The sequence below is a fragment of the Planococcus sp. APC 3900 genome, from assembly GCF_030407735.1.
In the GTDB taxonomy this organism is placed as follows: Bacteria; Bacillota; Bacilli; order Bacillales_A; family Planococcaceae; genus Planococcus; species Planococcus notacanthi.
Map to the genome: position 1 here is coordinate 101,154 of NZ_JASDCT010000002.1, position 22,768 is coordinate 123,921.

Sequence of the window (22,768 nt, forward strand, 5' to 3'; positions counted from 1 at the left end):
GTGAATTAATTCGATACTCGTTCAAACTTTTTCTGGCGGTAAGCAGGAAAGCTCTCTCCGCTCCTACTAACTTGCGCCTCTTCGCATAGAGCTTGATATATAGGTTCATTCCATATTTTATAGCCAAAATAGTATTCAAATTCTGTATTTTTGCCGAACTGCTTTTTAAATAAAAATAGGCTGTCTTGCGGATCGCGGGTTCGGCCACCCCCATCATGAATGAGTGATATGCCGTTGTCTTTGCCCCAGACCGCCAATGCGTATTGTAAAACATATGCCGGAGAAAGATGATGATAGTCTTTTAAAGTACCGGACAGGTGGGTATGAATCAAGTCATTATAAAAAAAGTTCAATCCCATGCCAATGACTTTGCCTTCGAATGTCACCTCGGTCAGTAAAATGTTTTTTCCGAAACGACGAAGGCAATCAGAGAAATAATCGTCATCAAAGTAATAGATTTCGGCCGCTTTATTGCGGTCCATGGTTGAATAATAAATCTCCTTAAATTCTTTTAAATCTGGTGGATTAATGGTGATCGAAAAGGAAACGCCGCTTTTCAATGCTTTTCGTATATTTCTTCTGCAAGATTTTGAAAACTCGCTCTGCACAGGATCTTCGTAAATTTTTAAGTTTGTTCCAGTGGTATTGCGCCTGTGGACAATTTCGTAACAGGACTTGAAGTCGTGGGCATTTGAAAAGACTGGGTGGAAACGAACGGATTCGCCGACAATCTTGTTTTCCTGGCAATAGCTCCAAAAAGCTTCTTGGAAAAGCTGTGCCAATTCCTCTTTCTTTCCATCAGCAATATCGGTCATCAATGGACCGCCGTATCCGTAAGGTGTTACAAGATCGAAATAAGGTCCGTCCTTCAATTGGACAGGAATTTCTTTTTTGATGAATTGGTGGTAGACCGATCCGAGCGCATGTGTAAATTCAAAAACTTCGCAGCTTCCTCTTTCAATTTTTTCGTAAAGTTTGCCGTAATCTTTCTCGAAAAACAAATCCTTCAAACTAATCCCTCGTTTCCTTTTTTAATTAAATAAAATGTATAGGGCTCTTCTTGGCGAGTGTGGGATAACAGTGCTTAAGCATTCAAATCAGGATAGGGTAAATGGTACCTCTGACTGATTTTCATCAAAAAGATAAAAATTGCAGAACTGATACTCTTTCAGACAAGAACCTGTAGTGGCAGTTTACTTAGATTCTCGAGCTCATAAAAAATGACTAAATTTTCAATTAAATTAGTTGGCATATCGATTATAGCGAATAAAACAGTAAAATGCGAGGAGAAATCGTTTTTTTCATCCAACAAATTGGAAAAAGACTTAGGTAATAGGATAGAATGACGAAGTAAATGGATATTTTTTTAATAAAATTAGTATTCAGAAATATGTGCATTTTAAGAATAATACCCTTATACTATAATTGAGTTTAGTTGTAAAGCACTCAAAAGAAAGAGTTAATTTCCGGCAAGATAAAGGGGAGCGTGCCGATGACCAACAAAAAGACAGCCCGTTGGCTCTTATTCCTTTTCGGGGTTTTCGGGCTGATAGTTATTTTTAGTGTGGGACAGAATTTTTGGCTTACTGAAAAGCAGATTGATGCAAAAACACAATTTGGAGCAGAAGGTGATGGAATGGCGGATGATACGAAAGCGATTCAGACGGCTATTGATGAAACTCCTATCGGAGGCAAGTTACATATTCCAGCAGGGATATACAAATTGAGTAAAAATCCGGACTTGAAAGCGAGCACCGGGTATGGTGACAGCTACTTTGCCTTGAAGATATCCAAACCAATTACCATCGTGATGGATGAGGCAATCTTCAAGACGGAATCAGACGGCGAATATGGGGTTTTCTGGATTGTTGATACAGCGGATGTTCACTTGAAAGGTGGATTTTTGATGGGCGATAAACTTCCTGAAAGTGGCTCTTTGATTTCGAACATTGCCATCTTGCTTCAGGACAGCCAGAAAAGTTCAATTGAAAATGTCTACACTCGAAATTATTCTCAAGGCATTCATTTGCATCACGCCAATGACAATGTCGTCCGGAATGTGACGAGTGAATCCAATTATGGTTCCGGCATCATCAATTTTGCGTCGGATTACAATACGATTGAATCTTGTGTGGTAAGAAATTCGGGAGATGGCCATCTTTCATTATTCGGCGGCGGCAAACACAATCTTGTTAAAGGGTGTGTGGTGATGGAGGACCGCCCGGGGTATACCGATCAGCAAGGAATTACGGTAGAAAGTGAAAAAGAAAGCGTTATTGAAAAAAACACAGTGAGCGGTTTTTATTATGGTATTGACGTGAAAAACGGAGCGGAATCGAATGTAATCGAAGGAAATCTTACTTACAATAATGAATTTAATATTGCGGTAAGGCCCGGAGATGGAGGCAATAATTTGATGACGCCCAGCTATAATATCCGGATTGCCAATAACTTGGCTCTCAATCCTCGAGAAGGATCTGAACGAGGAATCTACGTGAATATAGGGATGGGACATGAAATTCAAGGTAATACCATAGAAGAAAACAATTTAATCATTCGTGATGAAGAGTTGCGGGTGACCTATCAAAAGGAAAACTTTTTTGTGAAATTTGAATGACCGGCCAACATTTACAAGAATGTAAACAAGGTATTAATTTATCTGAATAATCTGCTTTATAGTAAAGTTTATGCTAATATGTAAAAAAGAGTTAACTGTTAAGCTGTATCGTATTTGGTTATGAAATAAATCTATTTAACTGAAGAGGAGTCTGCGACTAATGGCAAATGAGATAATGGTGAGTATTGAATGTACTAGTTACAATCATGAAGATTATATTGCAGAAGCATTAGATAGCATGCTGATGCAAAAAACGAATTTCGCTTACGAGATTCTGGTTCATGATGATGCATCAACTGACCGCACGGCTGAAATCATCAAGAGCTATGAGCAGAGATATCCAGATATTATCAAATCAATTTGCCAAACAGAAAATCAATATTCTAAAGGTGTACTGGTTGAGTTGGTTAATTCGGAACGTGCACTAGGAAAATATATTGCAGTTTGTGAAGGAGATGATTACTGGACAGATCCCGATAAATTACAGAGGCAAGTTGATTATATGGAAGCGCATCCTGAATGCAGCATGTGTGTACATGCTGCAGAAAGAGTTTCGGCGGTAACCAAAAAGACTGTATCCTCCATCCGACCAAGCAATAAAGACAAGATCTTTTCAGTAGAAGAAGTAATTGAGGGGGGAGGAGAGCTTTTCGCCACGAATTCAATTCTGTATTCGCGCGAAAAAATTCCCGAAATGCCTGAGTACTATTTGAACGCCAGTATCGGAGATTATCCCCTGGTTATCTGTGGGGCCTTAAGTGGAACGGTCTTTTACATGGATCGGAACATGTCTGCTTACCGTGTGGAAGTAAAGGGATCTTGGACAGATGTACAAGTCTCGGACGTTGAAAAGAAACAACAGCACCTACAGGCAGTCGCCGATATGCTTGATGAAATAAATGCATATACTCATTTTAAGTATGACAAGGTCATCAATCGGACAAAAAAACGGGATCGCTTCTATATTTTGCTGAAACAGATGAAAATCAAAGAGACGATGAAAAATGGTTACTGGCAATTTTATATGAAACCTGAATTCCTGAAACGAGTAATCAAAAGAATCGCAATTTGAAAAATTAGCAGTTCATAGTATATAAAGGTAGTTTCGAAAGCCAACAGTAGAGGCTTTCGAAACTGCCTTTTTCTTTTTTCAAAACAGCGAATTTGAACTCGTATATTTAAATAAAACCATTTTAAAGAATATACGGAAATGAGGAAGAAAATAACAGTTAAATAAGAAATGTTGCGCGTCATTTGAGTTAACCCACTCAATAATTAAGTTGAAAAAGGAAAGATAGTGGAATAATTTGCATAATAAAAATAAAAAATAATCTAAATTATCTGTTATTTAAGACTTATAGTATGTTAGAATGAAAATCAAGAAGTATTAATAAGCACAAAGTAGTGTATTTGAAAGGGAGGTTATTTTATTTCATATTAAAACAGATTTAATTTACCTAAAATGTATGTTTTAATAATAATCGAATCGAACTTTCTGAACATTGAGTTATATTTAGCGATGATGTATCAAAAAGTTTTTTCGATAGGAGCCAGCAGATGGAAAAGGAAAAATCATTGAAGAAAAAAACAATCAGCGGTCTACTGTGGAGTTTCGGAGACATGATGGGAAATCAAGGGGTGCAGTTTATCATTCAGATCATCCTAGCGCGGTTATTGACGCCGACAGATTTCGGATTGATCGGCATGATTCTGGTGTTTGTCGCACTTTCAAATTCGCTCGTTGACAGCGGCTTTACCCAGGCATTGATTCGAGATCAAAAAGCCAATCAAACCGATTATTCCACGGTTTTCTATTTTAACTTGGCTGTGTCTCTTTTTATTTACGCCACACTGTTTTTATCAGCGCCTCTGATCAGCAATTTCTTTGATCAAGCTCAATTGACGTCAATTATCCGGGTGTTGGCATTGGGTGTCATCATTAATGCGTTTTCGATCATTCCAAGAGCCATGTTCACGAAAGAAGTGAATTTCAAAGTGCAGGCGAAAGTCAATATGGCGGCCAGCCTGCTGTCAGGTGCTGTCGCTGTTGCAATGGCATTGACGGGATTTGGTGTATGGAGCCTGGTCGTCCGGATGCTGGCGCTGAATCTGATTCAGGCGCTGCTGCTGGTTTTCTCCAGAAGATGGCTGCCTTCACTGGTTTTCAGTGTGTCATCGTTCAAGCGCTTGTTCGGTTTCGGCTGGAAGCTGCTTGTATCGGGTTTGATTGATACGGCCTACAACAATATTTATTACTTGATCATCGGAAAGCAATATACCCCAAGCTCTCTGGGGCATTACACAAATGCTGCCAAATTCAGCGATGTGGCAACACAGACATTGACAGCGACCATCCAGCGGGTCACTTATCCGGTATTGAGCGGAATCCAGGAACAGCACGACAGGTTGAAGCAAAGCTTTAAGAAAATCATCAAGCTTTCCGGCTTCCTCATCTTTCCGGTCATGGCTGGTGTGGCAGCAGTTGCAGAACCGCTTATTCTGCTGATCTTCGGTGAGAAATGGGAGAAGATGATCCCTTATTTCCAGCTCCTGTGCATCGCTGGCATGCTGTATCCGATCCATGCATTGAATTTGAACATTCTTCAAGTGAAAGGGCGCTCGGACCTGTTTCTTTACTTGGAAATCATCAAGACGATTGTGCCGACAGTGTTGATTGTCGTTGTCATCTGGATGGATTGGGGCATTATGGCCTTGGTGGCTACGGTCGTACTGGATTCATATATTTCCTTGTTCATCAATATTTATTTTTCAGGACGGGAGATTTCTTACAGTGTCAAAGAACAAATCGGGGACCTGGTGCCGATTTATGCGATTTCGCTGGTCATGGGTGCAGCAGTTTACGGCTTTGGGTGGCTGTTGCCTTTACCGGGTCTTCCTGCCCTGGTCCTGCAGATCGGTTTTGGGATAATCATCTATATCCTGATTTGCAAACTGTTTAAAATTCAGGAATTCGATACAGTCTTTGATTTATTGGTGCCGATCATAAAAAAGATAAAAACCGCTAAGACGGTTTGACTGGCGGGAAGCAGATTTATACCTTGGGAGGGAATGTAATGGCTAAAGCTTTTGAACAACCGATTTATGTCACACGGCCTTTGTTGCCGGACATAAACGATGTCACGGAACGGATGAAAAAGGTATGGGACAGTAAACAATTGACGAATTTCGGCGCACAGCATGATGAATTGAGCCGCCAGCTCAAAGATTACCTGGAAGTGGAGCATATCTCGATGTTTTCCAATGGCACTTTGGCTTTGCTGCTGGGCTTGAAGGCATTGAAACTGACTGGGGAAGTCATTACGACGCCGTTTACATTTCCGGCTACGGTACAAGCTTTGGACTGGAATAATTTAACGCCTGTGTTTTGTGACATCGATCCGGAGACCTTCAATATTGATGCCGATAAAATCGAAGCGTTGATCACCGAAAAAACAAGCGCTATTCTGGGTGTCCATGTTTTTGGGAATCCATGCGATGTGGAAAAAATCCAAGCCATTGCCGATAAGCATAACCTGAAGGTCATCTACGATGGTGCCCATGCATTCGGCTCCAAGATCAATGGAGTGCCGATCAGCAGCTTCGGCGATATGACGATGTTCAGTTTCCACGCCACCAAACTGTTCAATACGATCGAAGGTGGTGCTTTGACCTATAGTGATCCGGCACTCGATAGGCAGTTGGATTTGTTGAGGAACTTCGGGATCGCCAATGCGGAAGAAGTGGTGTTGTCCGGATTGAATGCCAAACTGAATGAAGTCCAGGCGGGCGTCGGTATCGAAGTGCTGCAAGTGATTGAAGGTGAGCGAAGAAAACGCCACGCCATCAAAAGAGTCTACGAAGAAAATTTGTCGGATATTGACGGTATTCGAGTGTTAACAACACTTGAAGACGAATCCAGCAGCTACCAATATTTTGTCATTGAAATAGACGAAGCGGTATTCGGGCAGTCCAGGGACACGGTCCATCGGGAACTCCAGAAATATAAGGTCTTTGCCAGAAAATATTTCTATCCTTTATGCAGTGATTTCGAGTGGTACAGCGAACTGCCATCTGCACGGCCTGGAAATCTGCCGAATGCGCAGCAGGCGGTTCAGCAGGTTCTTGCAATGCCATATTATGGTGATTTGGCGGCTGAATCGATCGGAACCATCTGCGGGATCATCCGTGAATTGCATGTCGCTCAGAAAAGTGTATCTCAACTATAAGAAATGAGGGATCAATGATGAAGGGAATTATTCTAGCTGGTGGAACGGGGACACGCCTTTATCCGTTGACCAAATCGATTTCAAAACAAATGCTGCCTGTTTACGACAAGCCTATGATCTATTATCCACTGTCTGTTTTAATGCTTGCAGGAATCAAGGAAATCTTGATTATTTCTACACCAAGGGACATCTCCGGCTTCTTAAGTTTGCTGGGCAATGGACAAAAACTGGGCATCAAACTGGAGTATGCGATCCAGGAAGAGCCGAACGGATTAGCTGAAGCGTTTACGATTGGCGAAAGTTTTATCGGTGATTCACCTGTGGCACTGGTACTCGGCGACAATGTCTTTTACGGATCGGATTTCGGAAATCGTCTTCAAGAATCGGCTGAGCTGACTAATGGATGCGTTATTTTTGGCTGCCATGTAGCGGATCCGCGAGCTTACGGTGTAGTAGAGGTGGATGACGAGTTGAATGTCATTTCGATTGAAGAAAAACCGGAGAAGCCAAAATCTTCCTATGCAATTCCGGGTCTTTATTTCTTCGACAATAAAGTCGTCGAGATTGCGAAAGGGGTAGCGCCTTCGGCACGTGGAGAAAAAGAAATCACTTCTGTAGTTGATGAATACATGAAGCGCGGCGAATTACAGGTCAATATCATGGGGCGTGGACTGGCATGGCTCGACACTGGAACGCATGAAGCTTTACTGGAAGCTTCCAATTTCGTGGAGGCCATCCAAAAGCGGCAAGGGCTGTACGTTGCCTGCATTGAAGAAATCGCGTACCGGAGAGGTTATATCAGCCAAGCGCAATTGATTGAACTGGCGCAGTCTTTGAAAAAGACAGATTATGGCCAGTATCTGCTCGATATTGCTTCTGAAAAATCATTGTTACCGAATAACTCATAAAGGGGCGCCTCCATGGAAAATGTACTAGTAACCGGCGGAGCGGGATTTATTGGAGGGAATTTTGTCCAATATATGGTCGATAAATATCCGCAATACCATATTTATAATCTGGATTTGCTGACGTATGCAGGAGATTTGACGAAGCATCAGCAAATCGAAAACAAAGAAAATTACAGCTTTGTCCATATCGATATTGCTGATCGGCAGGCAGTGGGTGAATTGTTCGAGCAGGTGGATTTTGCCTATGTCGTCCATTTTGCTGCCGAAAGCCATGTCGATCGGTCGATTACAGATCCGGAAGTATTTATCCGAACCAATGTGCTGGGCACGCAAGTGTTGCTGGACGCTGCTAAATCGGCGGAAGTCCGGAAGTTCGTCCATGTCTCGACTGATGAAGTATATGGCGAACTGAGCTTCGATCCCACAACATTCTTTACGGAAGAAACACCGATCCAGCCTAATAGCCCGTACAGTGCCAGCAAAGCGTCTTCGGATCTATTGGTCCGGGCTTATCACGAAACGTATGGGCTGCCGGTCAATATTACGCGCTGCTCCAATAATTACGGCCCGTACCATTTTCCGGAAAAATTGATTCCATTGACGATTTCACGGGTGCTGAATGACCAAAAAGTTCCGGTTTACGGCGACGGCAAAAATGTCCGTGACTGGCTCCATGTGCTGGATCATTGCTCGGCGATCGATTTGGTGATGCATAGTGGAACGGTCGGCGAAGTGTATAATATCGGCGGCCACAATGAGATGACCAATCTTGAAGTGGTGCGCACCATCATTCGGGCTTTAGGGAAGACCGATGAGTTGATTGAATTTGTCGAAGACCGTTTAGGCCATGATAAACGATACGCCATCGATCCAACGAAAATCGAAGAATTGGGATGGCGACCGGTTTATGACTTTGAAACAGGCATTGCCCAAACCGTTGATTGGTTTCTTGAAAACAAGGAATGGTGGGAAAAAATCATCAGTGGCGAATACCAGCAATACTTCGATAGGCAATATGCACGCAAATAGAGAGATGGGCCAGATGTTGTATGCCGGTGGACAAGGGGGAAGAGCAGCTTGAGCAATCAGTCGACAATCAGTGAATATATAAGGAAATTGTATCCGGATAAACAGGCAGTGAAAGTCCTAGAATTCAATGCTGAAACCAGCGGCCTGAAAAAACAGTTGGCAGCTTCGGGTTATGAAAATTATTTGGGGATCTGTACAGGCGAGCCAATGGGCAGCCGGGATCCTGATCTGTATTACGCGAATGAAAAGACGTTGACCTATAAAAACAATGCAGAAGTATTAATCATCAACCGGGCTGATTTTATGGATCTGAAAAATGCATTTCATTCTTCTGCGGATGTGATCTTGTTTATTCCGTCCAAAATCATTGACCGTGCCAGCTTCCTGCCGCTCTGGGCATATAAGCTGGCGAGAAAGAAAAAATGGTCTTTTCATTTTGAAGCGTTTGCCGGCGGTGCAGGTGAAACCCGGACCGTTATCGTCTTCAAGCGCAATCACCGGAAAGAAAAGGCAGCTCGGCAATACCTATCTCCTGAATTGGGATTGGAAAATTTTTTCGATTTGTTGAATGAGCGGAAACTGGATTACGTCATTTTGCGCTGGTTTGATGAATTGCCTTTTTTGGATCTGGATGAAGACGTGGACTTGTTGGTTTCAGACACCCATATCGAAAAAGTCAGAGACTTGTTAAATGAAAAAGTCGGTATATTGCCGTTTGATATTTATAGTGCAGGCGGGTTGCCGGGAAGCAACTTCAATAATATCGCCTATTATCCGCCTTACATCGCGGAAACGATTCTGGATCAAAAAGAATTGTGGAACAGCAAGTATTTTATTCCGTCTAAACGGCATTATTTTCTTAGCCTCATGTACCATGCGGTTTACCACAAAGGCGAGAAATCAGGGATTCCAGCCAAGGCTGGAGGTGTCGTCAAAAAGATTCCGCAGGATCATGATTATCCGGGAGTCCTCCAGGACCTTGCTGTCCAAACGGATGACAGGCTGGAAGAAATCAGCCTGGAATATTTCCATCATTTTCTTGAAGAAGAAGGGTGGGCGCCGTCGACTGACACGATCCGGAAACTGATCGGCGTCAGTGGCAGCTGGCTCGAGTCGACCATCAAATCAAATGAGCACAATTTTGAAAAAGATGGGGAACTGATGGTATTTGTTGTGCGGGAATGGGCGGAAGAGCGGCAGTTGACCCATAAGATCATCGATTGGTTTGAGCGCAACGGCCTGTGCCTGATTCGGGCGGTCAAATTGGATGAAGAACAGAAAAGAAATGCCTCCCAAAGCATGCGCGGCGGTAATTGGGGGCAAGGTCCATGGCCAGTGAGCGGCGGCAAGCCGTCGACTTTGCTGGTCATGTATGATTACCACCCGAAACCGTTAAGTGCAAAGATGAAGAAAAAATACCCGCATGTCTCGAATGAACATTATTTGCTGAAAGAGCAGTTGCGTTCGGAAATCAATTTTTCCTTATCCAAAGATGAGCGGGCTAATCCGCTTCACAGCGCTGACGATGAAATTGAAGCTTTGGATTATATTTCTGCAGTCGCACCGGACCTCATTGGTGATATTGAAGCGATTGTCACTGAATGGGACAATGCTTACCGGACGCCGGAAAAAGTGATAGCGGACGTGTCTGAAAAAAAGCGGCGCGCCAAAGTGGAAGTCATTGAGTACCAAGGAGGAAAAGCGGTAAAGAAAACCTATAAAGCGGGCAAAGAACGGTTTTTGGAACGTGAAAAGTTTGTCTATGGCGAATTGAGCAAGGAATGTGATTTTATTCCGAAGCTGATCGACAGCGGCGAGAACTACATCATCGTTCCATACTTAAAGACCAATAAAGTGACAGAAAGCTGGCACATCAAAAAGCAGATTCTGAAGCGGAAGCATAAACAGGAGATTTTCAAGATCAATGAATTCTTCTACAACAAAGGGTACGCACTGATCGATTTCCATCCGGGCAATATCCTTTTGACATCTGAAGGGTTGAAACTCATCGATTTCGAATTTCTTTATCAATATGAAGAAAAGCCTTTGGATGTCCGTGAATCGTTCGACTTGAATGGGTTTCCGGAAGATTTTACGGAAGATAAGCCATACGGGATATTTCCAAAGCAACGCCGCAATATGTGGAAAAAGATATTATATTAAACGCGATTAGAGGAATGGCCTATGGCGTCTTTAAAAAACCAAGCGGTGAGCAGCGTCAAGCTCACTTCAATATCGATGCTCGCAACGAGTATCCTGCAGATCGGCCAGTTGCTGATTTTGGGGAGGGTGCTGGGGCCAGCTGTCTTTGGGCTGATCGCCATGGTGCAGATCGTCATCCAGTTTTCGCAATTGTTCCTGGAGATGGGCATCACGGATGCCATTATCCAAAAAGAAAAAATTTCTAAACTCGAACTGTCCAGCCTCTACTGGTTTTCCATTTTCGTCGGGCTGGTGCTGTTTCTCGTTTTATTGATAGCGGCGCCTGTTATTGCCCTGTTGTTTGATGAGCCTAGCCTGACACCAATGATTCAAGTAGTCGGCATCAGCTTTTTGATCTTGCCGTTCGGCCTGCAGTTCCAGACGCTTGCTACAAAAAAACTGGAGTTCACCCAAATCACCAAAAACGAAATCCTGGCGACGGCAATCGGTGTGCTGCTGACCATTTATTTGGCAGCCTTTACAACGCTTGGTGCGTGGTCACTGGTGTACGGACATATTGCCATGTCGCTGGTCAGAAGTGTCCCGTGGGTGGTCGGCGGTTACCGAAATCCGGAAACCAGGCCGCAGTTCGAATTTTCGTGGAATGCCATCAAAGGTTTCGTTTCATTCGGCATGTACCGGCTCGGATCAACGAGCATCAATTATTTCACTACAAAAATCGATCAGGTGATCATCGGCATCACATTGGGGTCGGTGGCACTGGGTTATTACAGTATGGCCATGAACCTGATCATGCAGCCTGTCCAGAAATTGAATTCGATGATCAATCGGGTAGCGTTTCCGGTATTTTCAAAAATTCAGCTGGACAGCGCCAAGTTGCGCAGAGCTTATCTGTTGATCACCAATATGCTGACTACTTTTAATGCCCCTCTGCTGGCAGGAGTGATTGTCTTGGCTCCTTATGCTGTGCCGCTTTTGCTTGGAGAAGAATGGCAACAAAGCATTTTGATCATTCAAATCCTTTGCCTCTATGCTTTGTTCAAGGCATTGGGAAATCCGAGCGGCAGCTTATTTATCGCCGTTGGAAAAGTAAGGTGGAGCTTTTACTGGCAGCTGGCTCAATTGGGGATCATACCCGCCGTCGTTTTCCTGTCCAGTTTATCCGGCAACATCTTCGTGGTGGCGTTGTCGGTTGGTTTGCTGAGGCTGGTACTGTTCTACGTCAGTTATTTTGTGCGAATCCGCCACATTATCGGCGAAAGCTTAGGTGAGTTGACGATGTCGATCGTCAAACCGATGGCCCACTCGGTTATTATGCTGGCTCCTTTATACGCCATCAACGCCCAGTTAACAGGAGTCGGACCAATCGCCATCATTGTTATTGACGCCTTGATCGGCATGCTGGTGTATGGTTTGTTGCTGATTTTCAATCAACGCGAATTGGTGGTGGAAATAAAGAGCTTTTTTCAAAAGCGGACAGCGGTTAAAGGGGCATAAGCACTCGTTGCAATAAACTTGCTTCATTAAAAATAAACAGATACTCGGTAATTGTATGGAAGTATCTGGTGCGGAAAAATAAAAATAATATTAATTATCAAATAATCAAAATAATCTGTAATATTTAGACTATAGTATGGTAGAATGGAAAATTAAAATCAATTAATTATTATATAGTCTTGTGTATATTGATATCTTTTGATTTTTTATTTATTCATAGCTGTATATAAACATCAAAAAAGACACCAGCATCCATAAATTATCTATGGCATTCGCTGAGAAAAAGGTGGGGTAATTATGAATTTGGATTCAAAGATTTACGTGGCGGGGCATAGAGGCTTAGTGGGATCGGCGATTACAAGAAATTTGCAGGAAAATGGTTACACCAATCTTGTGTTCCGGACCAGTGGGCAACTGGATTTGACGAAGCGTGATCAGGTGGATGCATTCTTCGAAGAGGAACAGCCGGAATATGTGTTTCTGGCAGCAGCGAAAGTGGGAGGCATTGTAGCGAACAATGATTTTCCGGCAGACTTTATCCGGGATAATTTAATGATTCAAACCAACGTCATTGACGCAGCCCATCAGAACCATGTCAAAAAGCTGTTGTTCCTTGGCAGCACGTGCATCTATCCGAAGTTGGCGGCGCAGCCGATGCGGGAAGATTCACTATTGACCGGCGAACTCGAGCCGACCAATGAAGCTTATGCCATTGCGAAAATTGCGGGAATCAAAATGTGTCAGGCCTATAACCGGCAGCATGGGACAAATTTCATTTCCATCATGCCGACCAATCTATACGGACCAAATGATAACTTTGATTTGAACAGCTCCCATGTTTTGCCGGCACTGATCCGGAAATTCCATGAAGCTAAATTGAACAATGCGCCGACTGTTGAAGTGTGGGGGACCGGGACACCGAAACGTGAATTCCTCTATTCGGATGACTTGGCGGATGCTGCGATTTATTTGATGAATACGTACAATGGCAGTGATTTGGTCAATGTTGGGATGGGCAAAGACATTTCCATCAAAGAGCTCGCAGAGAAAATCGGAAAAACAGTCGGTTACTCCGGGGCAATCGTCTTTAATGCTTCCAAACCGGATGGCGCTCCACGAAAGCTGGTCGATGTCAATCGCCTGAAGGACCTTGGCTGGACAGCGAAAATCTCGTTGGATGAAGGATTGGAAATGGCCTATACATGGTTCTTGGAAAATATAGAAAAAAATACAATGATGACGAATTGAGGGGGAAAATCATGAAGAAAGCATTGATTACTGGAGTTAACGGGCAGGATGGATCGTTTCTATCGGATTTCTTATTGGAGAAGGGTTATGAGGTTCATGGCATTATTCGCCGCAGTTCAAGCTTCAACACCAGCCGCATCGAACATTTGTATATTGAAGAATTGAAGTCGAGTGAGAATTTTTATATCCATTATGGGGATATGACTGATACCTCGAATATCATCCGGTTGATCAGTGAAATCAAACCAGACGAAATCTACAACTTGGCAGCGATGTCTCATGTCAAAGTGTCGTTCGAAACGCCGGAATATACAGCAGACGTTGATGGTATTGGCACGTTGCGCATCCTGGAAGCGGTCCGCATCCTAGGTTTGGAGAAAAAGACGCGCATCTACCAGGCTTCGACTTCTGAACTATACGGCAAAGTGCAGGAGGTCCCACAAAGGGAAACCACGCCGTTTTACCCACGTTCACCTTATGGCGTAGCGAAGCTATACGGTTATTGGATTACAAAAAATTACCGGGAGTCATATGATATGTTCGCCGTGAATGGCATCCTCTTCAACCATGAATCGGAACGCCGTGGCGAAACGTTCGTAACGCGCAAAATCACGATGGCGGCTGCCCGCATCGCCCATGGCAAACAGGAAAAACTATTGTTGGGCAACCTGGACGCCAAACGCGACTGGGGCTATGCCAAAGATTACGTAGAATGCATGTGGCTGATTCTTCAGCATGAAACACCGGAAGATTTCGTGATTGCCACCGGGGAAATGCATACTGTCCGTGAATTTGCGACGCTGGCTTTTAAACATGCAGGGATTGAAGTGGAATGGCAAGGTGAAGGAATTGACGAAAAAGGCATTAATGTGAAAACGGGTGAAGTGGTGGTTGAAGTAAATCCTGACTACTTCCGTTTAGCAGAGGTCGAGTTGCTGCTGGGGGATCCTTCAAAAGCGAAAAAACTGCTTGGATGGAACCCGACTTCCACATCGTTTGAAGAACTCGTGGAAATCATGGTGACACACGATTGCAATTTGTTGAAAGAAGAAAAAAGTGCCATCACTGAGTACTGATCTAAGCGGGTTCCTTATCGGGTGGGGGGAAATCTAATGGTGACCTTAAATGATAAAGTCAGTGTGATTATTCCGACGTATAATCGTTCGGAGTTGCTGAAAAAAGCAATAGAAAGCCTGGAAAACCAAAGTCATCAGAACTTCGAAATCATCATCATCGATGATTGCTCGACAGATGATACGGCTGAAGTCGTGAGGGGGATGGATGATGAGCGCATCATCTATCTCAGACACGACACTAACAAAGGTGGATCGGAAGCCAGAAACACTGGAATCAAACAAGCCACGGGGAGTTTTATCGGCTTTTTGGATTCGGATGACCAATGGCTGCCGGATAAATTGGAAAGGCAGCTCAAACAATTTGAAGGCCAGCCCGATGTTGGAGTGGTTTATACGGGAGTGCAGGTTGTCGACGAACACAACCAGCCTACCCGTAAAATCGTTCCGGCATACAAAGGGGAAATTTTGCCCAAACTGTTTGAATCCAATTGCATTGATACCACATCGTCGGTTTTGGTGAAGAGGGAAGTGTTGGATCAGGTGCAGGGCTTTGATGCCAGTTTGCCGAGTTGCCAGGATTGGGATTTATACATAAGACTGGCGCAGGTGACAAAATTCGATTTTGTTAAAGAAAGCCTGGTGCTATTCTATCACCACAGCGGCGAGCGGATCACCACCAATAAAAAGTCGGTGCTGACTGGGCATATGAGTATTTTTGAAAAGTATAAAGAATTGGCGAAAAAACAGTCCAAATCGACTTTTCATCGTTTTACGTTAACCATTTGGAAAGTGATTTTCAGGACCGCCATCATCAGCGGAAACAAAGAAACCGTTCGGCTGTCACGCAACGTATTGGCAGAAGGATTTAAGAATAATCGTACCTCATTGAAGTTCCTGTTCTACTATCTGTCGACTTTTTTGAATATGAAGATCTTATCTTATCTTTATACGCAATCCAAAAAAAACAACAGGAAATCCCAGCTGTTATCCGTAACTACTCCGTCCTGAGGATTGAAGTAGCCGGAAAGTGTGCGGTTGGCAATCGGGAAAAGGACATCACGAATAAAGGACTGAGACGATGGAAAAACAACTTGAGGCCGATGATCGATTTGAAAAAGTCCTGTATATCATCGTCAATTTATTAACCGGGATTTCTGTGATTTATTATCTGCTTCGTATAGGCCAGGTTTTCAATCCAGAAGATCCGTGGAACTTGTTCATTTTAATTATTTTTTCCTTTAAATTCCTTTTAGATATTTATGTCTTTAAGGTGGGATTTGCCACTTTTTCGCTGGTCCTGCTATTTTTGCCGATCATCAGCATATTGGGTTTCGGGCCAGTAGGAGAAGTGCAGCCATTATTCAATGACCGCACCCATCTCATTGAAAAACATTTCTACACATTGGCATTCGGTGCCTTGTTTTTCTACTATATCTGGTCAATTCTGCTGTGGCTGACCAATAAAACATACCGCAGTTACGATGCGAAGATTTTGGCGTTTTATTCAGGGACGGTCCAAAGCTTATTGGCTACCTGGTTTTTCAGTGCAGTAGCCATCGTTTCTTCCATTATTTATTTGCCGGATCTGCCGGGGAAGGCCTATCATGAGATGTCGCCCAGCCTGCTTCCCGGAAATGCCTGGAACTCTGTGGTCGTCATCTCGTATTTCTTCGTGTTGATGGGCGTCAAAGGCAGTGCGATCCGTAAGTTCGCCATTCTGTTTGTACCTTTTTGGCTGCTCGCGCATTATGCCAGAGTTGATATCTTGGGCTTGTTGCTGATCCTGTATCTGCTTCTGACAGCTACCAAAAAAGCGGATGTCATCCGGTCGAAGTTCTCTTTTAAAAAAGCGGCATTGATTGTCGGCGGTTTGCTGGTCTTCTCCTATTTGGGGCTGGTTCGGCATACTGGGTTGATTTTTGACGTGGAAGCCATTACGGAATCGTTCTTCATGCTCATCAACTATCCCACTGTACAAGACCTTGTCTATTCGACAGCCGCTGCAATGGAAGTGACACATACGTATGGCAACTATAATACGCTCATCGACTATATTCCGCAGTTGATTCCTTCGTTCTTTGGAATCGAGGCGCAAAGTCCACAGGCGGCCCACTTGGTGGCATCGCTGATCCATACCAATTATGGATTGTTTGTCTACGGGGAATACTATTTGAATTTTGAGGTTATCGGATTGATCGTGGCACCTTTTGCAACTTATGCTGTTCTGTTTGTACCGGCGATCTTGCTGAAGAAATTTTTCGGCAATATGGGGATGGCTCTGGGGTATTACTGGATTGTGCTGACGATTGCCCGAGTGTTCTGGTACGGCTATATCTATTATATCAAGCCGTTGATCATCATCATGCCGATTTTCATCATCCTGTATCTGGTCATTGCATCTTTTGAAAAAGATTTGGTGGACAAGCCTGCATTGAAATCCACTGATCCACATGCATAGGTAATTCCCTGCTTGTCCATGAAATTCTTTGGCAGGCAGATGTCATTCAATGAGAGGTGAGTCAGTATGGCTGGAGTAAAAAAAGGGAATTTAATCTTTGTAGGCCCGCTTCCTCCTCCCATTTTGGGAGAGAGTATCGCTTTGCAGTCTTTGTACAAATCCGAAAAACTTCACCAGCGGTATAAAGTGAAGAAAATCAACTTGAGCCGGAAGGATTTTGAACATCCGGGGGCTCTTTCTTTTGATAAATTGTTGACCGATACCTTGGCGATTCTTTACTCCGGTTTTTTATCGGCCGTGATGAAAAATCCGATTTTGTACATTTCCATTTCCCAGACGAAAATGGGCTTACTGCGGGATTGCGTCATGATCCAAGCATGCAAATTATTGGGGCGCGGGAAAGTGGTGACGCATCTGCATGGCAATAATTTAGGCGGCACGATTGATGCGACTTCCGGGATCGCCCAAAAGTTCATCATCAATTCATTGAAGAAAATTGATGTTGGTATTGTATTGGGCGGTAAGTTGGCCCCCAATTACCGTGGCTACGTCGACCGTGTAGAAGTCGTATCCAACGGCATTCCGGAAGATTTCATCCTTAAAGATGAAGTGGGGCAACGTAAAAAAACAGGACCTATTTCGTTATTGTATTTAAGCAACCTGATGTTTGAAAAAGGTTATGTGGAATTGATCAAAGCGACAACTGCCTTAGTTAAAGAAGGGCATAATCTGCGGCTGGACCTGGTTGGGGGGATTCAAAATGAAACCGAATTCCAGGAAGTGAAACAGTATATTCAAACAAATGACATGGAAGAACACATCCAATACCATGGGCTTAAACAAGGCGAAGAGAAAAAACGCTTTTTCCTGGAATCGGATATGATGGCCTTGCCCACCAAGTACAAAGTGGAAGGACAGCCCATGTCCATCATTGAAGGGATGGCGGCCGGGTTGCCGATCATTTCATCAGACCGAGGAATTATCGCCGAACTCATTAAAGATTGCGGCGTCATTATCGAGCCGACTGTCGAAGGCGTCAAATCCGCTATTAAGAATTTGGTGACGGATGATGCAGAACGCCTTCGCCTTGGAAAAGTGAGCAGGGATACATTTGAAGCGTTCTACACGGAAGATAAATACACCGATTCGTTAATCGCTATTTTTGATGAACTTTAAAGGAAGACTGCACGTATTGCGGCATGTTCTTCGGGAAAGGAAGGCTCAGAATGCTACGTAAAAAAAAGATCACCTTTGTCATCAATTATTTCTATCCGGATCTCGCAGCGACCAGCCAATTAATGACAGAGTTGACGGGACGCCTCCAAAATAATTTTGATATTACGGTTATTGCCGCGCAGCCGGGATATGCCGGAGAAAACCATGATAGCAACCGCTTATTCGAGGTGGATTATCTGGAGAGCATCAAAGTGGTCCGGATCAAACTGCCTGAGGTCGATAAGAATTCCAAAGTCAGTCGGATGAAATACATTTCGTCCTATTTTTTATTGGCGAATATCGCTTTGCTGAAGGAAAAAGGGACGGATGTCATTTTCACGATTTCGCAGCCGCCGGTATTGGGCGGTTTGATCGGTACCATCGGCAAGTTCCTGAAGCGTTCGCGCCATATTTACAGCGTCCATGATTTTAATCCGGAACAGGCGGCAGCAGTTGCTTATACGAATAACCAGACCGTCTTTAAAATCGCCAAAGCTGTCGATAAATTGAATTGCAGCTACGCGGACCAAGTGCTGCTGGTGGGTGAAGATATGGCTGAAACCTTGAAAGGGCGCTTTGTCGGCCAAAAGGTGCCGTCTCATACCGTCATCAGCAATTGGACCGATGAAGAAGCCGTGGTGCCGCTGGACAAAGACGAACCAGCTATCCGTGAGTTTTTGGAGACTAATGGGCTGCAGGATAAATTCATCGTTATGTATTCCGGAAATCTTGGCCTATACTATGACTTGGAGAATTTAATCCAAGTTGCCAAAGAATTTACGGACCAGCCCGATATTGTCTTTTTGTTTATCGGTGAAGGTGCTGTAAAACAACGGATACAGGATTACGCGGCTGAAAACCAACTTGAAAACGTCAAGTTCCTGCCGTATCAGCCCAAAGAATTTCTTAAGTATTCGTTGAATGCGGCAGACGTCCATCTGGTGGTCAATCAAAAAGGCATCAAAGGGGTTTCGGTGCCAAGCAAAATCTACGGGGTCATGGCTGCTGGGAAACCGGTGTTGGGCGTTCTGGAACAAGGCAGTGAAGTGCAGCGCCTGATTTTTGAAAGTGGCGCAGGTGTGGTCATTGAACCCCAGGATTATCGAGGAGTCGTCCATGCAATCCAATATTTGCGAAGCCTGGATCCGAATGAATTGAAGGCGATGGGACTCAAAGGGCGCGTTTATCTTGAAGAGAATTTGACGCGGGATACATCCATCAATAAGTATCGGTCTGTCTTCCAGGAAGTCGCTGGTACTCCCCAACTGGAGGCGGCTTATCAAGCGGATCCGTATAATGAAGTGATCAATAAAAAGTGAATATCCTTTTTCGAACCGTCTCTCTAAAACAGGAGAGACGGTTTTTTTTGTGTGCAGATAGTTAAGGGATGAAAAATTTGACAGTCTATTAGTTTCAATTAAAAATTTTAATGTTTATAATTTCTAAAAAAACAGAAAAATTAAATAACTATTAACCTATTGATTTCAAAGGTTCCGGGTTATAAAATAGGTAAATATATCTGACATTTCTAATTAATTAGAAAATTATATTGAATTATTAGGTATTTATATATATAATACGGGTATACCTTTTTCAATTGATGTGAAAATATGATTACTTCGTTTTTGTTACAGGTATATATTACCTATAAATTTTTTTGGTTAATTATATTTTCTGAAAAGCGTGATTAATATGAACCATCCACAACTTAGAGTTGCAGATGGAGAAGGAGGACGTAATATGCGATTAGTAATGTTATCAGGGGGATCGGGAAAACGCCTATGGCCGCTATCCAATGATGCGCGCTCAAAACAGTTCCTCAAGGTTTTAAGTGATGAGGAGGGCAATAAGGTTTCAATGGTGCAGCGTGTCTGGAAGCAAATAGAAGAAACGGGCATGGCTGAAAACTCTATTATTGCCACAAGCAGTTCGCAGGTGGATATGATAAAAGCTCAATTAGGCCAGGATGTACATGTAGTAACTGAGCCCGAGAGAAGAGACACTTTCCCTGCAATCGCCTTGGCAGCAGTTTATCTATATTCTGTCCAAAAATGCGGATTGGATGAAGTGGTTGGGATGCTGCCGGTCGATCCATACGTTGAAAACCGCTTTTTCAATCGTGTTCAAGATCTGGAAGAAGTCCTGCTTTCATCCGGTGCCGATTTGGCATTGATGGGTGTAAAGCCGACTTATCCTTCTGCAAAGTATGGCTATATTATTCCGGACAGCCAGTCGCACGATTCCTATTTGACGGTTGATTACTTTAAAGAAAAACCGACGGAACAGCAGGCGGAAGAATTGATTGAAAAGAATGCCTTATGGAATTGTGGGGTATTCGCTTTTAAATTGGGGTATATTATCGGCTTGCTGAAAGAAAGAGGAATGCCGATTGAGTATTCCCAGTTGCTCAGAAACTATCACCGTTTGCCTAAAAACAGTTTTGACTATGAAGTGGTCGAGCGTGCAGAACATATCATCTCCTTGCCTTACGACGGGTATTGGAAGGATTTAGGGACGTGGAATACGCTGACGGAAGAAATGGCGGTCCAGGTAACGGGAAAAGGAATCATTGGCAAAGGAGTGGAAAACTCACACATTGTCAATGAATTGGATATTCCGATTACGTTACTGGGATTGGATAACGTGGTGGTTGCTGCGAGTCCGGATGGCATTTTGGTTACAGACAAAGACGCCAGCACCAAGGTGAAGGAATACGTTGAAGGCTTCAACAACCGTCCGATGTATGAGGAACGCCGTTGGGGTTGGTACCGTGTATTGGAGTACACGCGCTACGCAGAAGGCAACGAAGTGCTGATCAAACGCCTGGGCATAAACGCCGGAAAAAACCTCAGTTATCAGATGCATTATAAACGCAGCGAAGTATGGACGATCGTTAAAGGGGAAGGGATTTTTGTATTCAATGATCAATTGAGCCACGTCAGAACAGGAGATGTCATCCATATTCCGTTAGGCGCTAAACATACTTTAAAAGCGACGACCAATATGGAAATCATCGAAGTACAGACAGGCAGTGAGCTGATCGAAGAAGACATCTACCGCACATCCAATGAGTGGGAAGAAATAGAAGCAATCTGCAAAGTACGCCAAACCGCCCGCCACGGATAATGGATGGGCAGCGCATATGATTTGCTTGTCATTTCCATAGTGGGAGGGAAGATTATGTACAAAGAGCCCGTTTTCTTAAAACCGGTTTTTCAGGAACGCATTTGGGGTGGAGAAAAGCTTCAGAAACTATTCGATTATGATATTCCTTCAGAAACCACTGGAGAAGCATGGGTCATCTCTGCCCATGAAAATGGACCGTCGATTGTCATGAACGGTGAATTAAAAGGGATGAGCCTGCTGGAGGTTTGGCGGAACTATCCTGGTTTATTCGGCTCAGAAACAACTGGCAGTGATTTTCCGTTATTGGTGAAAATTTTGGATGCCAATGACCAATTGTCTGTGCAGGTGCATCCGGATGATGCATACGCCAAAGAGAAAGCACAAATGCCCTATGGCAAGACAGAATGCTGGTATATTCTGGATTGTGAAGAAGGTGCCGAGATTATTATCGGCCATCAAGCCAAGTCCCGTGAAGAGTTTCAGGAATTGGTCAGCAAAGGTGAATGGCAAAAGCTGTTTCAGCGCATTAAAGTGAAAAAAGGCGATTTTGTCTATGTTCCGAGTGGCACCTTGCATTCCATCGGAAAAGGCATCGTTATTCTTGAAACTCAGCAAAGTTCTGATATTACTTACCGTCTATACGATTACGACCGTGTAGATCAGGAAGGCAAAAAGCGGGAGCTTCATTTAGAGGAAGCAATGGCGGTCATGACCTGTCCGCATCAGCAGGTCATGCAGGAGAACCTGAAGGAACAGCTGAACAACCTGCAATCAACCCGTTTGGTTGAAGGGGAATACTTCACTGTCTACCATTGGATGCTGGGCGGAAAAGTTGAAGTCCCGGTAACCACCGCGTTCCTGTTGGTCAGTGTCATCAGTGGTTCAGGTCAGATTGTGACAGAAGAAAGCGTCTCGACAGTGAAAAAGGGCGACAACTTCATCGTGCCTGCGACCATCGGAAATTATTTCATCGACGGTGAGCTCGAAATGATTGTATCCCATACTTAAAAACGTCTTAAATTATCAGAATATTAAAATATATGAAACAAGATGATTTGAGTTATTCTGACGGCAAAAAGTAGGTATTTGAAACTATTTATTCTGTTAAAATTAAAAATTCTTAATAATTGAACTATATTTCGGGGACTATCGATGTTACAATGGGACAATATTTGAGGGTTTTGTGTACAAAAAACTTATTCTGT

Annotated in this window: 17 protein-coding genes; 16 read left to right on the plus strand and 1 reads right to left on the minus strand. The window is 43.5% G+C overall.

The annotated features are described in order from the left end of the window. Nucleotides 1-5 precede the first annotated feature (5 nt). A complete protein-coding gene (locus tag QMA04_RS04560) occupies nucleotides 6-1,010 on the minus strand; it encodes a GNAT family N-acetyltransferase (protein ID WP_290184195.1) in 1,005 nt (334 codons plus the stop codon). A 482-nt stretch (nucleotides 1,011-1,492) separates the two neighbouring features. On the opposite strand from QMA04_RS04560, the gene QMA04_RS04565 reads away from it, so the two are divergent. The 16 genes from QMA04_RS04565 (at nucleotide 1,493) to manA (ending at nucleotide 22,571) form a co-directional block, all read left to right on the plus strand. Beyond that, complete coding sequence (locus tag QMA04_RS04565) at nucleotides 1,493-2,617, plus strand: right-handed parallel beta-helix repeat-containing protein (RefSeq protein ID WP_290184197.1); 1,125 nt, start codon at nucleotides 1,493-1,495, stop codon at nucleotides 2,615-2,617. 160 nt (nucleotides 2,618-2,777) lie between these two features. Beyond that, entirely contained in the window at nucleotides 2,778-3,689 is a 912-nt protein-coding gene (locus tag QMA04_RS04570; RefSeq protein WP_290184199.1) for a glycosyltransferase family 2 protein, read from the plus strand. 485 nt (nucleotides 3,690-4,174) lie between these two features. After that, a complete protein-coding gene (locus QMA04_RS04575; protein WP_290184201.1) occupies nucleotides 4,175-5,653 on the plus strand; it encodes a lipopolysaccharide biosynthesis protein in 1,479 nt (492 codons plus the stop codon). 38 nt (nucleotides 5,654-5,691) lie between these two features. Further along, nucleotides 5,692-6,843, plus strand: a complete 1,152-nt coding sequence (locus tag QMA04_RS04580) for a DegT/DnrJ/EryC1/StrS family aminotransferase (RefSeq protein ID WP_290184203.1) — start codon at nucleotides 5,692-5,694, stop codon at nucleotides 6,841-6,843. Between the two features lie 17 nt (nucleotides 6,844-6,860). Next, the gene (rfbA, locus tag QMA04_RS04585) at nucleotides 6,861-7,751 is read left to right on the plus strand and encodes a glucose-1-phosphate thymidylyltransferase RfbA (RefSeq protein ID WP_290184684.1); all 891 of its coding nucleotides are present in this window, start codon (nucleotides 6,861-6,863) and stop codon (nucleotides 7,749-7,751) included. A 12-nt stretch (nucleotides 7,752-7,763) separates the two neighbouring features. Then, nucleotides 7,764-8,780, plus strand: coding sequence for a dTDP-glucose 4,6-dehydratase (gene rfbB, locus QMA04_RS04590; protein ID WP_290184205.1), 1,017 nt, complete (start codon nucleotides 7,764-7,766; stop codon nucleotides 8,778-8,780). 48 nt (nucleotides 8,781-8,828) lie between these two features. Then, entirely contained in the window at nucleotides 8,829-10,943 is a 2,115-nt protein-coding gene (locus tag QMA04_RS04595; RefSeq protein ID WP_290184207.1) for a protein kinase family protein, read from the plus strand. A 21-nt stretch (nucleotides 10,944-10,964) separates the two neighbouring features. Then, a complete protein-coding gene (locus QMA04_RS04600; RefSeq protein ID WP_290184209.1) occupies nucleotides 10,965-12,440 on the plus strand; it encodes an MOP flippase family protein in 1,476 nt (491 codons plus the stop codon). Nucleotides 12,441-12,737: 297 nt separating this feature from the next. Next, complete coding sequence (gene fcl, locus QMA04_RS04605; RefSeq protein WP_290184211.1) at nucleotides 12,738-13,688, plus strand: GDP-L-fucose synthase; 951 nt, start codon at nucleotides 12,738-12,740, stop codon at nucleotides 13,686-13,688. An 11-nt stretch (nucleotides 13,689-13,699) separates the two neighbouring features. Further along, entirely contained in the window at nucleotides 13,700-14,764 is a 1,065-nt protein-coding gene (gene gmd / locus QMA04_RS04610; RefSeq protein ID WP_191713714.1) for a GDP-mannose 4,6-dehydratase, read from the plus strand. Nucleotides 14,765-14,800: 36 nt separating this feature from the next. Continuing rightward, the gene (locus tag QMA04_RS04615; protein ID WP_290184213.1) at nucleotides 14,801-15,772 is read left to right on the plus strand and encodes a glycosyltransferase family 2 protein; all 972 of its coding nucleotides are present in this window, start codon (nucleotides 14,801-14,803) and stop codon (nucleotides 15,770-15,772) included. Between the two features lie 70 nt (nucleotides 15,773-15,842). After that, entirely contained in the window at nucleotides 15,843-17,222 is a 1,380-nt protein-coding gene (locus tag QMA04_RS04620) for a hypothetical protein (protein ID WP_290184215.1), read from the plus strand. Nucleotides 17,223-17,288: 66 nt separating this feature from the next. Further along, nucleotides 17,289-18,398, plus strand: a complete 1,110-nt coding sequence (locus QMA04_RS04625) for a glycosyltransferase family 4 protein (protein ID WP_290184217.1) — start codon at nucleotides 17,289-17,291, stop codon at nucleotides 18,396-18,398. A gap of 50 nt (nucleotides 18,399-18,448) precedes the next feature. Beyond that, nucleotides 18,449-19,756 (plus strand): glycosyltransferase family 4 protein, encoded by a 1,308-nt coding sequence (locus tag QMA04_RS04630; RefSeq protein ID WP_191713718.1) that lies wholly within the window; start codon nucleotides 18,449-18,451, stop codon nucleotides 19,754-19,756. A gap of 421 nt (nucleotides 19,757-20,177) precedes the next feature. Beyond that, complete coding sequence (locus QMA04_RS04635; RefSeq protein ID WP_203339193.1) at nucleotides 20,178-21,563, plus strand: sugar phosphate nucleotidyltransferase; 1,386 nt, start codon at nucleotides 20,178-20,180, stop codon at nucleotides 21,561-21,563. Between the two features lie 54 nt (nucleotides 21,564-21,617). After that, nucleotides 21,618-22,571: a mannose-6-phosphate isomerase, class I gene (gene manA / locus QMA04_RS04640; protein ID WP_191713720.1), complete on the plus strand. Its 954-nt coding sequence runs from the start codon at nucleotides 21,618-21,620 to the stop codon at nucleotides 22,569-22,571. The last annotated feature ends 197 nt before the right edge of the window (nucleotides 22,572-22,768 follow it).